Origin of the sequence: Aquirufa echingensis, from assembly GCF_042714525.1 — a bacterium.
GTDB classification, from domain to species: domain Bacteria; phylum Bacteroidota; class Bacteroidia; order Cytophagales; family Spirosomataceae; genus Aquirufa; species Aquirufa echingensis.
Map to the genome: position 1 here is coordinate 150,265 of NZ_JBBKYA010000006.1, position 16,780 is coordinate 167,044.

Annotated in this window: 14 protein-coding genes and 1 rRNA gene; 3 read left to right on the forward strand and 12 right to left on the reverse strand. The window is 42.6% G+C overall.

The annotated features are described in order from the left end of the window. Positions 1-65: 65 nt before the first annotated feature. From SKC38_RS12040 to SKC38_RS12085, 10 genes are all read right to left on the reverse strand, one after another. On the reverse strand, positions 66-1,076 hold the full coding sequence (locus SKC38_RS12040; protein WP_377977392.1) for an SO2930 family diheme c-type cytochrome: 1,011 nt from the start codon (positions 1,074-1,076) through the stop codon (positions 66-68). 2 nt (positions 1,077-1,078) lie between these two features. Next, positions 1,079-2,278: a parallel beta-helix domain-containing protein gene (locus SKC38_RS12045; RefSeq protein WP_377977393.1), complete on the reverse strand. Its 1,200-nt coding sequence runs from the start codon at positions 2,276-2,278 to the stop codon at positions 1,079-1,081. 5 nt (positions 2,279-2,283) lie between these two features. Then, positions 2,284-2,643, reverse strand: coding sequence for a hypothetical protein (locus SKC38_RS12050; RefSeq protein ID WP_377977394.1), 360 nt, complete (start codon positions 2,641-2,643; stop codon positions 2,284-2,286). Between the two features lie 32 nt (positions 2,644-2,675). Further along, positions 2,676-4,040 (reverse strand): alkaline phosphatase family protein, encoded by a 1,365-nt coding sequence (locus SKC38_RS12055; protein WP_377977395.1) that lies wholly within the window; start codon positions 4,038-4,040, stop codon positions 2,676-2,678. Further along, the gene (gene eboE, locus SKC38_RS12060) at positions 4,025-5,203 is read right to left on the reverse strand and encodes a metabolite traffic protein EboE (protein WP_377977396.1); all 1,179 of its coding nucleotides are present in this window, start codon (positions 5,201-5,203) and stop codon (positions 4,025-4,027) included. The genes SKC38_RS12055 and eboE overlap by 16 nt, the downstream gene beginning before the upstream one ends. A gap of 1 nt (position 5,204) precedes the next feature. Further along, on the reverse strand, positions 5,205-6,350 hold the full coding sequence (locus SKC38_RS12065) for a 3-dehydroquinate synthase (protein ID WP_377977397.1): 1,146 nt from the start codon (positions 6,348-6,350) through the stop codon (positions 5,205-5,207). 10 nt (positions 6,351-6,360) lie between these two features. Next, a complete protein-coding gene (gene eboC / locus SKC38_RS12070) occupies positions 6,361-7,248 on the reverse strand; it encodes a UbiA-like protein EboC (protein WP_377977398.1) in 888 nt (295 codons plus the stop codon). After that, positions 7,248-8,153 carry a TatD family hydrolase gene (locus tag SKC38_RS12075; RefSeq protein WP_377977408.1) on the reverse strand — a complete coding sequence of 302 codons (906 nt, stop codon included), beginning with the start codon at positions 8,151-8,153 and terminating at the stop codon, positions 7,248-7,250. Before SKC38_RS12075 ends, eboC begins: the two co-directional genes overlap by 1 nt. A 112-nt stretch (positions 8,154-8,265) precedes the next feature. Then, complete coding sequence (locus SKC38_RS12080) at positions 8,266-9,018, reverse strand: EboA domain-containing protein (protein WP_377977399.1); 753 nt, start codon at positions 9,016-9,018, stop codon at positions 8,266-8,268. A 49-nt stretch (positions 9,019-9,067) separates the two neighbouring features. Then, the gene (locus tag SKC38_RS12085; protein WP_377977400.1) at positions 9,068-10,072 is read right to left on the reverse strand and encodes a glycosyltransferase family 2 protein; all 1,005 of its coding nucleotides are present in this window, start codon (positions 10,070-10,072) and stop codon (positions 9,068-9,070) included. Between the two features lie 104 nt (positions 10,073-10,176). Between SKC38_RS12085 and SKC38_RS12090 the strand changes: the two genes are divergently transcribed. Genes SKC38_RS12090 through SKC38_RS12100 form a run of 3 tightly spaced genes read left to right on the forward strand, consistent with a single transcriptional unit; the run spans position 10,177 to position 14,447 of the window. Further along, positions 10,177-12,291 (forward strand): S9 family peptidase, encoded by a 2,115-nt coding sequence (locus tag SKC38_RS12090; RefSeq protein ID WP_377977401.1) that lies wholly within the window; start codon positions 10,177-10,179, stop codon positions 12,289-12,291. 32 nt (positions 12,292-12,323) lie between these two features. Further along, positions 12,324-14,183 carry a YgiQ family radical SAM protein gene (locus SKC38_RS12095; RefSeq protein ID WP_377977402.1) on the forward strand — a complete coding sequence of 620 codons (1,860 nt, stop codon included), beginning with the start codon at positions 12,324-12,326 and terminating at the stop codon, positions 14,181-14,183. Positions 14,184-14,219: 36 nt separating this feature from the next. Continuing rightward, positions 14,220-14,447 (forward strand): zinc ribbon domain-containing protein YjdM, encoded by a 228-nt coding sequence (locus SKC38_RS12100; protein ID WP_130895301.1) that lies wholly within the window; start codon positions 14,220-14,222, stop codon positions 14,445-14,447. Positions 14,448-14,872: 425 nt separating this feature from the next. Here SKC38_RS12100 and rmuC read toward each other — a convergent pair whose 3' ends face one another. Together rmuC and rrf are read right to left on the reverse strand one after the other, a co-directional pair. Next, positions 14,873-16,135, reverse strand: a complete 1,263-nt coding sequence (rmuC, locus tag SKC38_RS12105; protein WP_377977403.1) for a DNA recombination protein RmuC — start codon at positions 16,133-16,135, stop codon at positions 14,873-14,875. A gap of 563 nt (positions 16,136-16,698) precedes the next feature. Further along, positions 16,699-16,780: ribosomal RNA gene (gene rrf / locus SKC38_RS12535) — 5S ribosomal RNA — on the reverse strand; the annotation flags it as partial.

Below are 16,780 nucleotides of genomic sequence, written 5' to 3' on the forward strand. Positions count from 1 at the left end.
GATGACACAAATTTCGTCCGGATAAATACCTTTTCCTATTCAAAAAATGACTAATTGAATGATTATCAATGAATTGATTTAATCCATTCGCGGATCAACGCGACGCCTTCTTGATGGATGATTGTCCGACTCATTTCCGGCATCATGACACCAGGATCTTGCGAATTCATCCGATAGAGCAATATGCTTTCTGCCGGTTTACCCGCAACGATGTCATAGGATAAACCGCCTGAACCACGACCTGCCGCCACGGGTGATTTCATGATGCCATAGGCCGTCGTGCCATAATAGCGATAATCTAAAAATAAGCCTGAACTCTTGGCGGGTCCTTTGGGATTATGACAATGCGCACAATTGATGTCTAAATATGCCTTCACTCGTTCATTGAGCGGTGCACCTTCGTCAATATACGAGACGAATTTTGGCCTAGTTCCGGGTACATTCGTCAGCTGATTCGTCCGACTCCAATAATCCAATTGGTTTTCTTCTCCATGGGCATAGCGCATCGAGGCATTCATTTGTCGGGCGCTTGGACCTATCGGCGTCATCATACCATCGCGTTCGTGGCATCCTTTGCATTGATTCATATTCGGCACGACATAATTAACCTGCTGCTTCTTGCCCTGCATGTTTTTGAACTCTACCAAACTCGTCCCACCAGCTACTTCTAAATAGGCTTCTGTTTGCTCCTCATTCCAAATATAAGGCAATGCTACCCAGCCCGTAGCTTCGTGGCTTAGGATACGTGTTTCCATGATTCTCCTACCGGATTCGGGTTTGCGTTCATCAATCGGATAATAAAAGGTTTTAGCAATACGTGTTCCCACTGGAAATTGGAAAACGGAATCCGGATTGTAGGCGACTGATTGTCCCGCAGGTAATTGAACGAAACGTAATTTATGGGCGTAATCTGAAAAGAGGGGACTTATTAGCTCATAAGGTGTAACACCGATGACTGGAATTTGATCTTGCAGTTTTCCCTGAAACAAGCCATAATCAGATAGTTTCGTGGGGAATTTAGGCGCTGGTTGGTACGAAAATAAGCCAAGAAGCAAGAGGAATCCCAAGTAACGCATGCCTAAAATTGATTCGATTTGACATATTCCTGTACACAATCCAACTCTGCGGGATTACGTCGCACGTTTTTGAAATCGTGTTCCGCATCCATATTGGCCACCGACTGGTTTGCATTATGATGTACACAAATGCGATGTTGGGGTAAATATTGACCATCGCTTCCACAACGTGCCGAATCAAGAATACCATCATAAACGACATAGGGTACATTTCTGCCAAATCGCAATTTGAAGCGGTAAATCTGGGCAAATCGTCCTTCTAAGGGTACACGTCCTAAACGACGCTCAAAGGTATTATTGAACACCGAAATGGCGGTTGGGTAGGGGTCATATTCCTTATCTTTAATCGCGATTTCTGACATGAAATAAGAAATAATACCGACGCCTACCGTTTGATGATTTAAAATCTTATTGTCGTAAATGTCTACGTTGCTCGTCGCCAAAATCAACATCCCGGTTCCCTTGGGTACTTTACCTACGATATTGCCTTTAGGAGCGAAATTCGATTGGTTATTTGCTTCGATAAGGTTATTGTGAACCTTCACAAATCCACCCTTTTTTTGAATCAAATCCGGTAAGTCAAATACCAAAATCCCGCCTGTATTTCCATAGGCATGGTTATGGTGCACATCCGCATAAAGTGAGTTTTCAATTTCTATTCCCGCCACATTCTGATAGGCTGTGCAATTTTTTACTTCAATATGCTGCGATTGTCCTACATATATTCCCGCATCAGATGCCCCAATTGCAATGCAACTATCAATAAGAATATTCGTGCAAAGTACTGGATAAAGTGCATAGGAGCCATTTTGAGATTTAGGCCCTCCAGTCCATTCTGCTTTAATTCGACGGAATGTGATATCCTTCACATGCATCGTTTTGATTAGATCCCCTTTGGAATCTTGAACAGTCAAATCTTCTAAAACAATATTTTCACAGTTGGTGATTTTTATTCCCTCCGCACCCGTTTGTTGATCTTTAAAACTCAAAATGGTTTTGTCCATTCCCTTTCCGCGAATGGTGATCTTCTTTTTACCTTCTAGGGATAAACTACCTGAAATTTGAAAATTGCCGGACTCCAACTCAATTAAATCCCCATCTGATGCCAGGATTAATCGGGTCTGTAGTGCCTTTTCAAATTGGGCTTGCCCCATGACTGGAGAAAGCCCAATGAATAAAAGAAAGATGCTGAGGTACTTCATGCGAATTAGTTTCTTGGAGGCCCACCCGCACGCATTTGCGACTGCATAGTTTTGTATTTCTCTAATTGCTCAGGTGTCAAAATTGCCTTCAACGCTTCTTGTTGGCCTTCATTAATCTTCTTCATTTCCCCCATCATCTCTTCACGTTCCATACCTGCCTGACGGAATTCCATCATCTTTTCGATACGTGCAACAATTAAGGGTTCAATTTTGTCTTCTTGCTCTTTCGTCAATTTCAATTCTGAACTCATGCGGTTCAATTGATTCATAGCCATTTCCTGTGGACTTGGCATTTGTGCGTAAACTGCTTCGCCGGCTCCCATTAGGGTAATGACCATGGCGATTGTTGTTAAGATCTTTTTCATTATTATAAGTTTAGAATTTCAAGTTAACTAATTTATTCAAACACCGTATTCCAAATCAAAGAATAAACTTCCGTCGGCTCCATTTTATCAGTTGATTGATTATCAGCGATATACAAAGGATAATAAGCTTCGTCGCAAAATGGACTACCATGCGATCCTTTAACCAAACTCGCATCCAATGGAATCACATCCATGCGATATCGGAAACCAGTCAGTTTACGGGCCAATTTATAGGCTGCACGTAGTTTGATGAATGGGTTTTTAGGATCCATGAACATCTCGACAGGGTCATATCCAGGTTTCTTAAAGATGTCTACGCAACGGGCAAAATCGGGTGCTTTTTTGTCGTCCAACCAGTAATAATAGGTGAACCAGGCATCTGTATCAGCAATCAATACTAAGTCACCCGCACGCGGATGATCAATATGAAATGCCGCTAATTCATCACCGGAAAGCACTTTTTTGACGCCACGTGTTTGCATCAAGAGTAGTTTTACTTCGTCCAAAACAGAAGCATTAGGACAATATACATGCGCGATTTGATGATCAGAAACGGCAAATGCACATGATGCACCCGGATCTAATAATTCCAATCCTTGTTCTTCCCGCAAGGCGATATAACCTGCCTCACGTAAGATGCGATTCAAATGAACGGGTTTGGAAACATTGTTTATTCCATACTCTGAAAGGATAATTACTTTCGCCCCCTTGCCTTCAAAATGGCTTACTAAACGCTCAACTACCTGATCGATTTCCTGCAAATCGCCTTTGATCTTTTCAAAATCCACCCCGAATTTCTGCAAGCAATAATCCAAATGTGGCAAATAAATAAAGGTCAGCGTCGCGTCATATTTCTTATCCACATAAATGGAGGCATCCGCAATCCAGTTCGTCGATTTAATATTCGCATTGGGTCCCCAAAAATTAAACAAGGGAAATGTTCCAAAGGCCTCCTGCAATTCATCACGCAAATCTGCTGGATGGCTATAGCAATCGGGCATCTTCACTCCATCCGAGTGATATTGAGGTCTGGGTGTCACCGAATAATCCGCCGTTGAATACATGTTGTACCACCAAAATAAATTGGCACAGGTGAAATTCGGATCTTTTTTATGTCCTGCATCCCAGATTTTTTCGTCCCCCACGAGCTTATTGGACTGTTTCCAAAACTTCACTTCCGAATCGATGTTGTCATACCAACCATTCCCCACAATACCATGTGAACTCGGATATTTACCAGTCAGGTATACACTTTGAGAAGTCGTCGTCACGGCCGGAAAAGGGGGCTTGATTTTCGATTTCTTTTTGCCCGAAATATAACCATCTAAAAATGGCGTGTGTTGGCCTAAAATACTTTCGCTTAGGCCTACAATATCAATGACTACGGTTTTTTGCATAATAGGTCTTGTATGTACGTGACTTCACGCGCGATGGATGTCTCGATGGATTCTTGGTATTCGGAGGGTAAAACGCCCCAAGTATAGGTCTCAATTTCCATCATCCGAGTGACATGGTGTTGTTGATGATAAGCCAAAGTTTCCGCGATTTCCGCTTGCGTGGAATTCAATAAGCCATAGGAATCTAAGAAAAGTGGTACATGGAAATGCACGCGCCACTCGTCGTAAATACCATCTTGATAGTGCGCTAATGCTTCTCCCAAATCTTTGAATTGTTCGTAATTCCTATCTTTTTTCAAGGCCTTCACCTGATGTAAATAAGTGGGTTCCTCATATTGTTTCAAGGCTTCGATACGCGCATAAGCGTCCTTTCGTAAATCAACTCGCAGCGCAGAACTGATTTGTATCTTGCCGATGGAGATATTTTTCTCTGCTAATTCTTGTAAACAGGAGGAAGGTTTATCGAATGAAACCCCATAATGACAGACATCGAAACAGATGTGTATATGCCTGCGAACCCAATCTTCAGGGATGCCAGCTGTTATCGCATAAGGAATCAAAATGTCTGTGTACCAGTCTACGAATTCACGGTGATTTTCCAATAGTCCATCTGGTTCTGGTTCGATATCAATGTGAATCCATTTTCCCGTTGATTGTTCGGTTTGAGCCAAATAGGGAACGAGTTTTAGCAATTCCATCGTGGCCTGGCTAATAGCCGAACCGCGATTATCCCACCAAAATTTATAAGACAAGGGTGATGTTGAAATGCCTCCCTCATGTTGATCCGAAGGCAATAATTGAACTAATAAATCAATCAGCCGACGGGTATAATTCACGCGATCCTGTGTCGTCCAGTCGGGCGCATGCACCTGATCTTTGACAATCGTATTGTGAAATCCGCCGTAAGGGAATCCGTTCAACGTAAATATGTAAATGTCTTCTTGGGCGAGCCAGGTTTTTAGGGCTGCCAACTTGTTCGAATCTTCGATTAAATCGATACTTGCCTGATTCGCGATCCGTAAACCCAATCCCATCGCGTGGTCTGGACAAACTTCTTGCTTTACCTTCGGGACGGTTGCTTGTAAATTGGCAAAATGTTCTTCCCAAATCTCACCGGGATGAATGTTACTGCAATAGCTGAGGTGTCCGTAGGCCGTTTTCATCTTAAGCGTATTTAGCTAATAAGGCAACTGAAGCTTGGATCGTTGGGAAGTCCATTTCGTGAACTTCTTCTCCTTTTCCTAAAGCTTTCAACAAAGTGATGGTTAAATGCCCTCCCAAATGTTCTTGGAATTCTTGCAAACCTTTATGCAGGTTTTGGCATTCATTTTCGGCCAAAGCTTGATGATATAAATCAAATCCTAAGCCTTTAATAACGGCCAATATACGCTCGCAATCCACTAATGAAATCGCACCAATCAAATGCGAATACACGCAATCCAAGGCAATTCCGATCGCGACTGCTTCGCCATGACGTATCTTGAAATCGGATAAATATTCCAATTTATGAGCTGCCCAATGTCCAAAATCCAAGGGTCGTGCGGATCCCAATTCAAAAGGATCCCCGCCCGAAATATGCTTCATGTGCAAGTCGGCGCAACGATAAATTTGCTCAACCATCGCCGCTTCATCACGGGCATTCATGGCATCGACATGCGCCTCCAACCATTCAAAAAAGGCTAAATCTTTGATCAAAGCCACTTTGATGGCTTCTGCAATCCCAGAGCGCCAGTCGCGGTCTTCTAAGGTTGCTAAAAAGGCGATATCGTTAAATACGGCTACAGCAGGAGCGAAGGTGCCTAAGAAATTCTTCTTTCCTAAGTAATTGACCCCATTTTTAACGCCTACCCCTGAATCATTTTGGGATAAGACGGTTGTGGGTATACGAATTAATTTAACTCCACGATGGGAAATGGCAGCGGCATAGCCCGACATATCCAAGAACGCCCCACCACCAATGGCGGCGACAAAAGAATGTCGGTCAATGCGATGTTCATCAATCGCCCGAACGACTTCTTCATAAAATCGGGGATCATTTTTACACACTTCGCCCCCAGGTAAAACCAAGATTTCTGGTGCTAAATCAGCTACGGCATTCGATTCGAAATAAGAAACAATGTTACTCGTTAAGGATGGATGTGCATCTGCAACGCCTTTGTCGATGACAAATAAGATACGTTTGCGGAAATTGCTTTGGCCAAAATTGGATATAAAATCACACAAGGTTTTATTGCTCGCGTCAAACAAGTGTTTCGTAAAAATCACTTGATAGCTGAAGGGTACTTGAAATTGCTGTTGTAAAACTTGCATGAATAATAAATTAAGAAACGGCGAATTTTTTGCCCACCCACATGGAGAGTGGCAATAAGGCTAAAGTAACAAAAGCCATGTAATATTGTTCACTGACGCTGACCCAGGCGGCATTCATTAAAATCAGTGTCAAAACACCGGTTTTAACACTTTGGCCTATATTAGGTCCAATGGGGTTTTTAATGGCTTTCGTTAATTTTGAAAAGATCAAATAGGCATGTGCCACAACAAATGGAAGCATGTACATCAGTTTTCCAGCTTGATAGCCTACGGTCAATTGGCTTCCATGCACAATGACGAATAAGAAGGCCGCAAACCACAAGGGCGCCGACTGGCTTCCATGTACCTCACCACGGCTCACCAAGGTAATCGCAGCGATGTAAATCAAGGGAATTAAAATCAACGGGAAGTGCTCTAAAACGCCGAGCTCGTACACGCTCATACCCAGCATTAAATTATAGGCCCGGCATAATCCCATATTGATGGGGCCAAAAATACGCATGTGCTTTCCCTTGTAATCATAAAACAACGCAAGTAGGGTAATGATTACTGCGACGATCCCACTCAATCGGCTTTGCCAAAAGGCCAAGAAAATTCCCAATGATAGTAAAACGATTCCACCAAAAACAGCTTCGATTCGTTGGATTCTGCCACTAGGCAAAGCGCGTTCTGGGCGTTCAATGATGTCTAGTTCGTGGTCAAATATGTCATTGAATACGACGCCACCAGCATACAAACATATGGTCGAAATGCCTAGAAAAACAACAGGCCAAAATTGGTAGTCCAAGGTCCCAAAGGTAAATCCTACAATGGCCATGCCCGCCAATACATCCGTTAAGGCTGTAATGACATTCGCTGGACGCATGAGTTCAAGAAAGGCTCTGAGTTTGATGCGCATTAGCGAATGATTAGTGAATCTTTGTTGACACGCGGTGCTTGACCACCCCGTAAAACCGTATTTCCATTAAATTTTTGTGTTTGGTCAATGTCCAAGCCATTGATGAAATCCGATTCTTGAATCTGTCCACTTTGGGCAAATGCATCCAAAGCATTTTGATACGTGACCAATCGAATATGTTCATCCGGAATCTCCTTGATTTTCATTAAAGCTGCGGTTTTTGGAATCGCTAATGGATCCGAAATGCCCCAATCCGCGGCAGAATTGACCATGATGCGTTCGGGACCGTATTGTTTGACGATTTCCACCATACGCTCATTACCCATTTTGGTGAATGGATAAATCGTAAAAGCGGCATAAAAACCTTGGTCTAAAACCGATTTAACCGTTTCTTCATTATTATGGTCGATAATGACCATGTTTGGTGCGATGCCATGCTCCAAAGCAATGGCCATACTGCGCTCCGTTCCTTTTTTCTTATCCCGGTGTGGCGTGTGGACTTGAACGGGCAAATTCATTTCTTTGGCCAGTTCTAATTGCGCACGGTAATATTTTTCCTCAGCGGCCGTTTGGTCATCGAAACCGATTTCTCCTACACCCACAACGCCTTCTTTCTGCAAGAATAAAGGCAATATTTCCATCACCTGTTCTGCTAATGCCTCATGATTAGCCTCACGAGAATTCAGTCCAATCGTGCAATAATGTTTAATGCCAAATTGCGAAGAACGAAAACGTTCCCAGCCCACTAAACTCGCGAAATAGTCTTTAAATGAAGCTAATCCAGTACGCGGTTGGCCTAACCAGAATGCAGGTTCAATCAAGGCCACAACGCCAGCATCAGCTAAAGCCTGGTAATCATCTGTGGTCCGCGAAGTCATGTGCACATGCGGATCAAAGAATTTCATGCCTTGTGTGTATTGGGCAAAAGTTCCATCTACAGCATGCGCTGTCGTTTTCTCTTGCTCCGTTCCTTCAAAATGCGAAGGATTCCCTATGTTTTTATGTTCTTGGCACATATTAGGCGGTATAAATCGGTTCTGGTTTTTCGAGTTCATGCCAAAGTCCTTGCGTGCTGCCAGGAATTTGGGCTTCTTGTTTCACTAAGCTTGCCGCGAGGACATCCCTTGGATTTTCAGATTGTGTCAATTTTTCAATGTCGGCATGTAAAGATTCATTTATGAATTTAGGAACGAGCCGCCATACTTGCGATGGCACTCTACGTCCTGCCGACCATCTTTCATGGGCAAAATCGGAAAGTGTATTTGCTAAATCTTGATTAGCTCGATCATCCAATCCGATGATTTGATGAATGGCTTTATCATTGAAAATACATTTTAAGACTAATTGGTTCCAAGCTGCTTCGCTGAAATAATCTTTCGGATATGTATTCCCGAAGGCAATAGCGTCAAAAACGGGCCCCATGTTTGAACGTACCGCATCCGTCGCACGTAATAAAAAATTCTCAGGATTATTTAGGTAGGGAAGTGAACGCGTTAAAGCGACAGCTTCTTGCATTTCTGCAGTTTCATATAAAAGGTCTACATTCGCCTCGTCCAATTGAGTAAGTAAATCGACACGAACGACTTGGTCTAGAGTCCAGCCTTTGAAATCACTAGCTTCAATCAAATGCTTTGAGATAAAACGAGGAACTTTCACAAAGGCTAATGCCAAAGCTTTGCCACTTAAGGCTTTTTGTTCGGCGATCCAAGTGGATTCTTTTTCAGTCGCATAGGCTGCGATGGTTTCAGCGATTTGTGTATTCGTTTTCACGGCTAATTAGGTTCCTTTCAACGAAAATACTAAAAAAAAATGAGGATTTTTATGATTTATTGACTTGATCAATATTCTCTTCTGTTTTTATGCGGTAAGGGCCTTTTCTAAGAAATAAAATAGGAAAAAAATAGCGATAGAGAATGCCTAGTTTTTGGCTAAAAATTCGTTGGTTATTTGTGTCGTCCAAAATGCTTTTCCCTTTCAGTAAATTCAAGCAAATTTTCCAAGCCCAAAACACAGGAGCCAAAAATGTATAATTCGCATAGATAACCAAGAATGGTAAAATGCCATAACTTTTCCGAATCCACAACAAGTTCGAAACTTGTATTTGCATCGCAAAACGATTGACCCAGGAGTAGGTCGTTCTTCGGAAAGGATTATCTTGGATTAGGTGAATGAATTTTACCTCGTCAAAATAGGCCAGTTTCCCAATTTTGCTCAGTCGGTAACTCAATTCTGCATCTTCTGCATACATGAAAAAATCTTCGTCCCAACCATGTAGTTTGAGTAGAATTTCTTTCGATGCCATCAGAAATGCACCCACTAAATTATTCGTTTCTTCCGGTCGGCTGAATCTTTGCACAGGCAATAATCGATCGATCAGTTGATGAAAAAAAGGGCTATTCGGTACAATGTAAAAATCTCGTCTTATATCATTGAGTGTTCGATAATAGGGGAGAGCTTCTTGATTTAAATCAACTTGAATTCCACCAATAGCCGCAAGACTCGAATCGGTTTTTAATTTTTGAAAAGCCTTTGAGATGGTTGCATCGAAGACCAAGGTGTCGGCATTTAGAAAAAGCACGTATTCTCCAGATGCGGCATGTAAGCCGATATTATTGGCTTTGGAAAAACCAACATTCCCACCGGAATCTATCCATTTTGTTTGTGGATAAGTCGATAAAATAGCTTGATTTTGTCCTGGGACGTAATGATTGTCGACGATGATACATTCAAAATGCAAGTCGGTGGTATGTTCATAAATGCTTCGCAAGCAATCCAATAAGAGCGCTTCTGTTTTGTAATTGACAAATACGATTGATACATCCATGAACCTCAAAATTAGTTTGAATTTATTTTATTTAAACGGCTCGTGACGTTTTTCTTTTCGATTCCGTTCGACTTTCCCTATATTTCGTTTTATAAATTCAAACTATGCGTAAATTATTTTACTCCCTTGTTCTTATCTTCTTTCAATTGATCGCTTTTGGTCAAAAGTTCACCTTGGAAGCCGTTAAATCCTATGCTTTTCCAACTGAATTGATTCGCTCAACCCAGGGCGATAAAATAGCGTGGGCTATGGATGAGAAAGGAATTCGAAACATTTATGTAGCGGAAGCGCCTAATTTTACAGCTCGAAAATTAACTTCTTTCAAAGAAGACGACGGCCAGGAGCTAAGCTCTATTTCGATTTCGGATGATGGGAAATGGGTATTATTTGTTCGCGGTGGAGATCATGGAGCAAATTTTGATGATGAAAAGGCTGTTAATCCAGCTGGAAATACGGAACCACAAACGGTTCGCGTGATGCAAATTGCTTTTACAGGAGGTCCGATTCGTGTCATTTCAGAAGGAGACTTTCCGGTTATTTCACCGGATAATAAAGTGGTTGCTTATATTAAGGAAGGCCAACCGTGGATATGCAAATTGGATACCAATGAGAATGAGGATTTCTTGGAAGCCCCTGTTCGCTTGTTGAAAACGCGCGGTTCCGTGCATTCCTTGACTTGGGCTCCTGGAGGAAAGAAATTAGCATTTGTTGCGAATCGTGGGGACCATTCGTTTATTGGTTATTTGGAAATGGGTAAGAATGCAGTTAATTGGATTGATCCTGCATTCGCCAAAGATTTTAGTCCCAATTGGTCGCCGGATGGTAGTCAATTAGGCTTTATCCGTACACCTGCCGAGGGAGGTTCTGCGGATTCATTAACCCAACGGAAGCGTATTCCATGGTCGATTCGTAAGGCGGGTTTAGTTGCTGGAGAAAAATCTACCTTGGTTTGGGAAGCGCCCAATACCTACAGAGGTTCGATACCTACAACACATGGCGGCACGAACTTACATTGGGCTCGCCAAGATCGTTTAGTATTTACGTCTTATCATGATGGTTGGCCGCATGCTTATTCAGTTGCACCTACGGGTGGCGCGGCTTTGTTATTGAGCCCAGGTGAATTTATGGTGGAGCATCTGAGCGTTAGTGCTGATGGAAATTCGATTTATTTTGATGCAAATACAGGAGGCGAAGACACGGACAAAGATCGCCGACATATCTGCCAAGTTTCTGTGGATAAGGCTGACATGAAAGTCTTGACGCCAGGAAAGGGAATTGAGTGGACCGCTGTTTCAGTTGCCGGAGGATATGCCTATATCGGGGCAGGAGCTCAAAAGGCACCTCAATTGATGTTGTCTACCTCTTCTACAGCTCGTTCATTAACCGAAAGTTTAATTCCAGTAGAATTCCCAACGAGTGCATTGGTAGAACCAAAACAAGTGATTTTTAAATCATTGGATGGTTTAACGATTCACGGCCAAATTTTTGATAATTCGAACGGAGCGCAGAAAAAACCGGCCATCATTTTTGTGCACGGTGGACCTCCACGTCAAATGCTTTTGGGTTGGCACTATTCCGATTATTACTCAAATGCCTATGCATTGAACCAGTATTTGGCGAATCAAGGATTTGTGGTTTTGTCGGTTAATTACCGATTGGGCATTGGATATGGCTATGATTTCCATAATCCTAAATCAGCTGGCCAATGGGGTGCTTCGGAATACCTAGATATCAAAGCGGCAGGAGAGTGGTTGGCGCAACAATCCTATGTTGATCCTAAGAAAATCGCCTTATATGGCGGATCCTATGGCGGATATTTAACTGCATTAGCGTTGGCGCGTGATTCTAAATTATTCGTGGCTGGAGTAGATATTCATGGGGTGCATGATTGGGCACACCAACGAGAAATTCCGATGGAATTATTATCGGGACCTCACAAGGCACCAGATGCTGATTGGGCAACAAGTTTATCATATCGCTCTTCACCTATCTCGTCCATAGATACGTGGAAATCGCCCGTATTGTTCATTCATGCGGATGACGATCGCAATGTTCCATTTAGCCAAAGTATTGACTTAATCAATCGCTTGCAAAAGAAAAAAGTACCTATGGAAACGATGGTGATTGTAGATGATACGCATCATTGGATGAAGTTTTCGAATGCCATCAAGGTATTTCAAGCGACGGCAGATTACTTAAAAGCGCAATTAACGAAATAGGTTAAACCCGCGTTTTTAGCTAATTTTGCAGCATGCAAGAAAGACCGATTACCGACTGGCTTCCATTGACAAAGAAGGAAGTAGAAAAGCGTGGCTGGGATGAGCTAGACGTCATTCTGATATCAGGTGATGCCTATGTTGATCATCCGGCGTTTGGAACGGCGGTTATTGGTCGGATCATGGAAAGTGAGGGCTTGAAAGTGGGGATTGTGGCGCAGCCCAATTGGCAGGATGACTTGCGGGATTTTAAGAAATTAGGTAAACCCAAATACTTTTTTGGCGTAACGGCAGGTTGTATGGATTCCATGGTGAATCACTATACGGCGAATAAGCGATTACGTTCCAATGATTCCTATACACCGGGTGGTGAAGCAGGTTTCCGGCCTGATTATGCCACGACGGTTTATTCCAAAATATTAAAGGAGATTTATCCGGATGTCCCTGTGTTAATTGGGGGTATCGAGGCATCCTTGCGTCGTGTGACGCATTATGATTACTGGGCGGATAAATTATTCCCTTCGATTTTAGTGGATTCTCAAGCAGACATGTTGGTCTACGGCATGGGCGAACAACCCTTGCGAGAGATCATTCGTGGGGTGAAATCTGGTAAGGCTTTAGCTGAATTAACTGACATCAACCAAGTAGCCTTTGTTCAAAAGCAATCGGAGCCCTTACCTGTCGTGGGTGATTGGGAAACGGTTGAGTTGGCTAGTCATGAAGTTTGTTTGCAGGATAAAATTAAATATGCGTCCAACTTCAAGATTGTGGAAGTGGAGTCGAATAAGTGGCAGGCTAATCGGATTACCCAAGCCGTAGGAGAGGACCTTTTGGTAATTAATCCACCCTTTAAGACGATGGAAGAGGCGGAGATGGATAAATCCTTTGATTTGCCTTATACGCGCTTACCACATCCAAAATACAAGAAACGTGGGCCGATTCCGGCTTATGAGATGATCAAATTTTCGGTGAATATGCACCGCGGATGTTTTGGGGGATGTAGTTTTTGTACGATTTCCGCGCATCAAGGGAAGTTTATTGCGTCCCGAAGTGAGAAGTCAATCATGAAAGAAGTTGATCAAATCACGAAGCAGCCTGATTTCAAGGGATATTTGTCGGATTTGGGAGGACCCTCTGCCAACATGTATCGCATGAAGGGAAAGGATGAGTCGATTTGTGCCAAATGTGTAAGTCCATCGTGTATTCATCCGGTGATTTGTAATAATTTGGATACGAATCATAAACCATTGACGGACATTTACCGGAAGGTAGATGCGCATCCGGGAATTAAGAAAGCATTTGTGGGGTCAGGCGTACGGTATGATTTATTGGTCGATGACTTCAATAAGAATAACCAGGATGGCAACCACGACGAATACATGGAGCAATTGATTACGCGCCATGTTTCAGGCCGATTAAAGGTTGCGCCGGAGCATACATCGGATGCGACCTTACGCGTGATGCGGAAGCCATCGTTCAAGTATTTTCATGCGTTTAAGAAGAAATACGATGAGATTTCTGCCAAATTTGGTTTAAAGCAGCCTTTGATTCCCTATTTTATTTCATCGCATCCGGGATGTGAAGAAGAAGATATGGCGAATTTGGCAGCTGAGACCAAAGATTTAGGGTTCCAGTTGGAGCAAGTGCAGGATTTCACTCCTACACCCATGACCGTGGCCGAGGTAATCTATTATTCAGGCGTTCATCCTTACACTTTGCAACCTATTAAAACGGCGAAGACGAAAGAAGAGAAGCAGAATCAGAATAAGTATTTTTTCTGGTATAAGGCGGAGTATAAAGATTGGATTCGGAATCGTTTGACGTATTTGAAGCGACCGGATTTGGCTCAGCGCTTATTAGGATTTAGAAATAACAAAACCGGTTGGAAGAAATAATTCCGACCTTATTATTAACCAAAAAACAATCATACAATGGATGAGAATGAAGAATTAATCGTTCGCGATAGCAATGGAGCTGTTTTGAAAGATGGCGATTCAGTTACAGTAATCAAAGATTTGAAGGTGCGTGGTTCATCGAGTGTGATCAAGCGTGGTACGATGGTCAAGAACATTCGTTTGACAGATGATGCAGATGAGGTTGAGGGGAAAGTAGAAAAGTCGATGATGGTGTTGAGAACGGAGTTTTTGAAGAAAGCATAGGAGATAGTCGCTAGTCCGGAGGGATTTAGTCCGGAGTCCGGAGGTGGGAAGTCGCTAGTCTTCAGTCACTAGTCGTCAGTCAGGAGTAAACGTTACGTTTTTTAGCCCCAGACTATAGTCTGGGGTCCCTAGGCTAAAGCCTAGGGTTATATGTGAAGTCATCAGAAGTCAGTCCGGTGGAATTTAGTCCGGAGTCCGGAGGGGAATATCAGTTGCCTATTGCTAGTCGTCTGTCACGAAGGATTAACTCTTCATTCTTAACTTATTTAACGTCCGAAGTCCGAAGTTGTATGCTGGGGGCTTCGGATTTTTTTAGTCGCTAGTCCTCAGTCACTTGTTGTCAGTCCGGAGGGATTTAGTTCGTAGTCCGAAGGATTTTTTATCTCTTCGTTCTTAACTCTTAACTCTTAACTCTTACCTCCCTTCTATTCCTCCTCAATCTCTAGCTCCTCGTCTTGAATCAATCCTTGGTTTAATTTTTTGGTTGATTTGATGCCTAGTTTATGCAGTTTTTCGGCCCGACTGACAAGGTTACCTTTTCCGGTGCTGAGTTTGTTCAGGGCGCCAGCGTGGGCATCTTCAGCACGTTTCATGTGTTTGCCTACGTCTTCCATATCTTGAGTGAATGAGACGAATTTATCGTAAAGATCACCGGCTTGTCGAGCAATTTCGATGGCATTACGTGTTTGGTATTCAGTCTTCCAAACCGAAGCGATCGTGCGTAAAGTTGCCAATAGGGTAGAAGGGGATACCAAAACGATTTTACGTTCCCAGGCGTAATTAAACAAGGTCGTATCTTGGCTGATGGTTGCCACGAAACCTGATTCAATCGGAATGAATAGGAGGGTGAAGTCGGGGCTATTTAAGTCGAGACCTGTATGATAATCTTTGGCAGATAATAATTTGATGTGGGATTTAAGTGACTCGATGTGTTCTTTGAGTGCTTGTTCTTTTTCGACTGTGCCTTCTTCGGCGCTGGTATAGCGTTCGTAGGCGGTTAAAGATACTTTGGAGTCGATGATGAGGTTTTTGTTATCGGGTAGGAAGATAACCGCATCGGGTTTAATCGTTTCGTTTATTTGATTTTTAGTGACAAATTGTGTCTCGTATTCCATGCCTTTTTTGAGGCCTGAGCTTTCCAAAACGCGTTCTAAAATCATTTCACCCCAGTTTCCTTGGGATTTATTGGAGCCTTTCAGGGCGTTTGTGAGGTCTTCGGTTTTTTGGGTAACGGTTTGATTGAGGTTAGTTAGATTTTTGATTTGTTCCAAAAGCACCGTGTTTTGATGTAAGGAGTTTTTTTGGCCTTCATTGACCTGAGTCTCAAATGCCAAAAGTTTTTCCTTGAGCGGGTTTAAAACGTCGTTTAATTTAACTTGTTGCTGATCGCTTAGCATACGTCCTTGTCGAAGAATCGACTCATTGCTAATATCCGTAAGCATTTTCCGTAATTTATCTTCGTCGGCCTTCTGGCTTTCCACCGTAGTTTTCAGCGTTTCATTTTGTCCTTCGAGTTGGGATAATTTACCAAACATCGTTTTGTTCTCTTGTTCCAGCGCTTCGGTTTTTGCTTGTAAGCCGGTTAGTTGGCTTAATTGGCTGTTCAAAACGGTGATTTTACCTTGGAGTAGGAGATAGGCTGCTCCGGCTCCGACTAAAATTGCGAGAATGATGTAGATAATTGTCATGAAGTAAAAGTAGATTATTAGGGTGTAATTACAAAGTTGGGAATGGGTAAATGAGTGACAGAATTTAGTCGTTAGTCACTAGTCATATGTCAGGGGGGAGCGTAGGGAGTTAAGAGCTAAGAGTGAAGAACTAAGAGGTGAGAGGTAAGATTTTAGAACTAAGAGTTAAGATGTTGGATATTTAAATGTAGAGACGCGATACTTCGCGTCTTTTTTCATTACTACTAAAAGGAAGTTGAATTACTTAGAACGATAGATAGAAAGATAAGAACTAAGAGTGAAGAATTAAGAGTGAAGAACTAAGAGGTAAACTATCTGAAAAATTGCTAGCGACTGACGACTAGTGACTGGTTTAGAACTAAGAGTAAAGAATTAAGAGGTAAGAGTTTATCCTCTAGATTATCTTCTGCGACTAGCGACTAATCACTGACGACTAGTGACTGTTTTCCCTTCGGACTCCGGACTATTTCCCTCCGGACTGCCGACTGACTACCGACCACTGGCAACTGATAACTTTCGGTCAAAAAAAAACCGCTCTCTTACGAGGCGGTCTTTTGATAATAACTTGGAGCTTACTTACTTTCCCGGGTTTGATCCCAGTATCATCAGCGGTGCGGGGCTTAACTTCTCTGTTCGAGATGGGAA

Excerpts from the sequence above, each read along its gene's own strand:
- SKC38_RS12065 (WP_377977397.1), bottom strand. The coding sequence starts at position 6,350 with ATGCAAGTTTTACAACAGCAATTTCAAGTACCCTTCAGCTATCAAGTG.
- eboE (WP_377977396.1), bottom strand. The coding sequence starts at position 5,203 with ATGAAAACGGCCTACGGACACCTCAGCTATTGCAGTAACATTCATCCC.
- rmuC (WP_377977403.1), bottom strand. The coding sequence starts at position 16,135 with ATGACAATTATCTACATCATTCTCGCAATTTTAGTCGGAGCCGGAGCA.
- SKC38_RS12075 (WP_377977408.1), bottom strand. The coding sequence starts at position 8,153 with ATGAAATTCTTTGATCCGCATGTGCACATGACTTCGCGGACCACAGAT.
- SKC38_RS12095 (WP_377977402.1), top strand. The coding sequence starts at position 12,324 with ATGCAAGAAAGACCGATTACCGACTGGCTTCCATTGACAAAGAAGGAA.
- SKC38_RS12085 (WP_377977400.1), bottom strand. The coding sequence starts at position 10,072 with ATGGATGTATCAATCGTATTTGTCAATTACAAAACAGAAGCGCTCTTA.
- SKC38_RS12045 (WP_377977393.1), bottom strand. The coding sequence starts at position 2,278 with ATGAAGTACCTCAGCATCTTTCTTTTATTCATTGGGCTTTCTCCAGTC.
- SKC38_RS12050 (WP_377977394.1), bottom strand. The coding sequence starts at position 2,643 with ATGAAAAAGATCTTAACAACAATCGCCATGGTCATTACCCTAATGGGA.
- SKC38_RS12100 (WP_130895301.1), top strand. The coding sequence starts at position 14,220 with ATGGATGAGAATGAAGAATTAATCGTTCGCGATAGCAATGGAGCTGTT.
- eboC (WP_377977398.1), bottom strand. The coding sequence starts at position 7,248 with ATGCGCATCAAACTCAGAGCCTTTCTTGAACTCATGCGTCCAGCGAAT.
- SKC38_RS12090 (WP_377977401.1), top strand. The coding sequence starts at position 10,177 with ATGCGTAAATTATTTTACTCCCTTGTTCTTATCTTCTTTCAATTGATC.
- SKC38_RS12055 (WP_377977395.1), bottom strand. The coding sequence starts at position 4,040 with ATGCAAAAAACCGTAGTCATTGATATTGTAGGCCTAAGCGAAAGTATT.
- SKC38_RS12040 (WP_377977392.1), bottom strand. The coding sequence starts at position 1,076 with ATGCGTTACTTGGGATTCCTCTTGCTTCTTGGCTTATTTTCGTACCAA.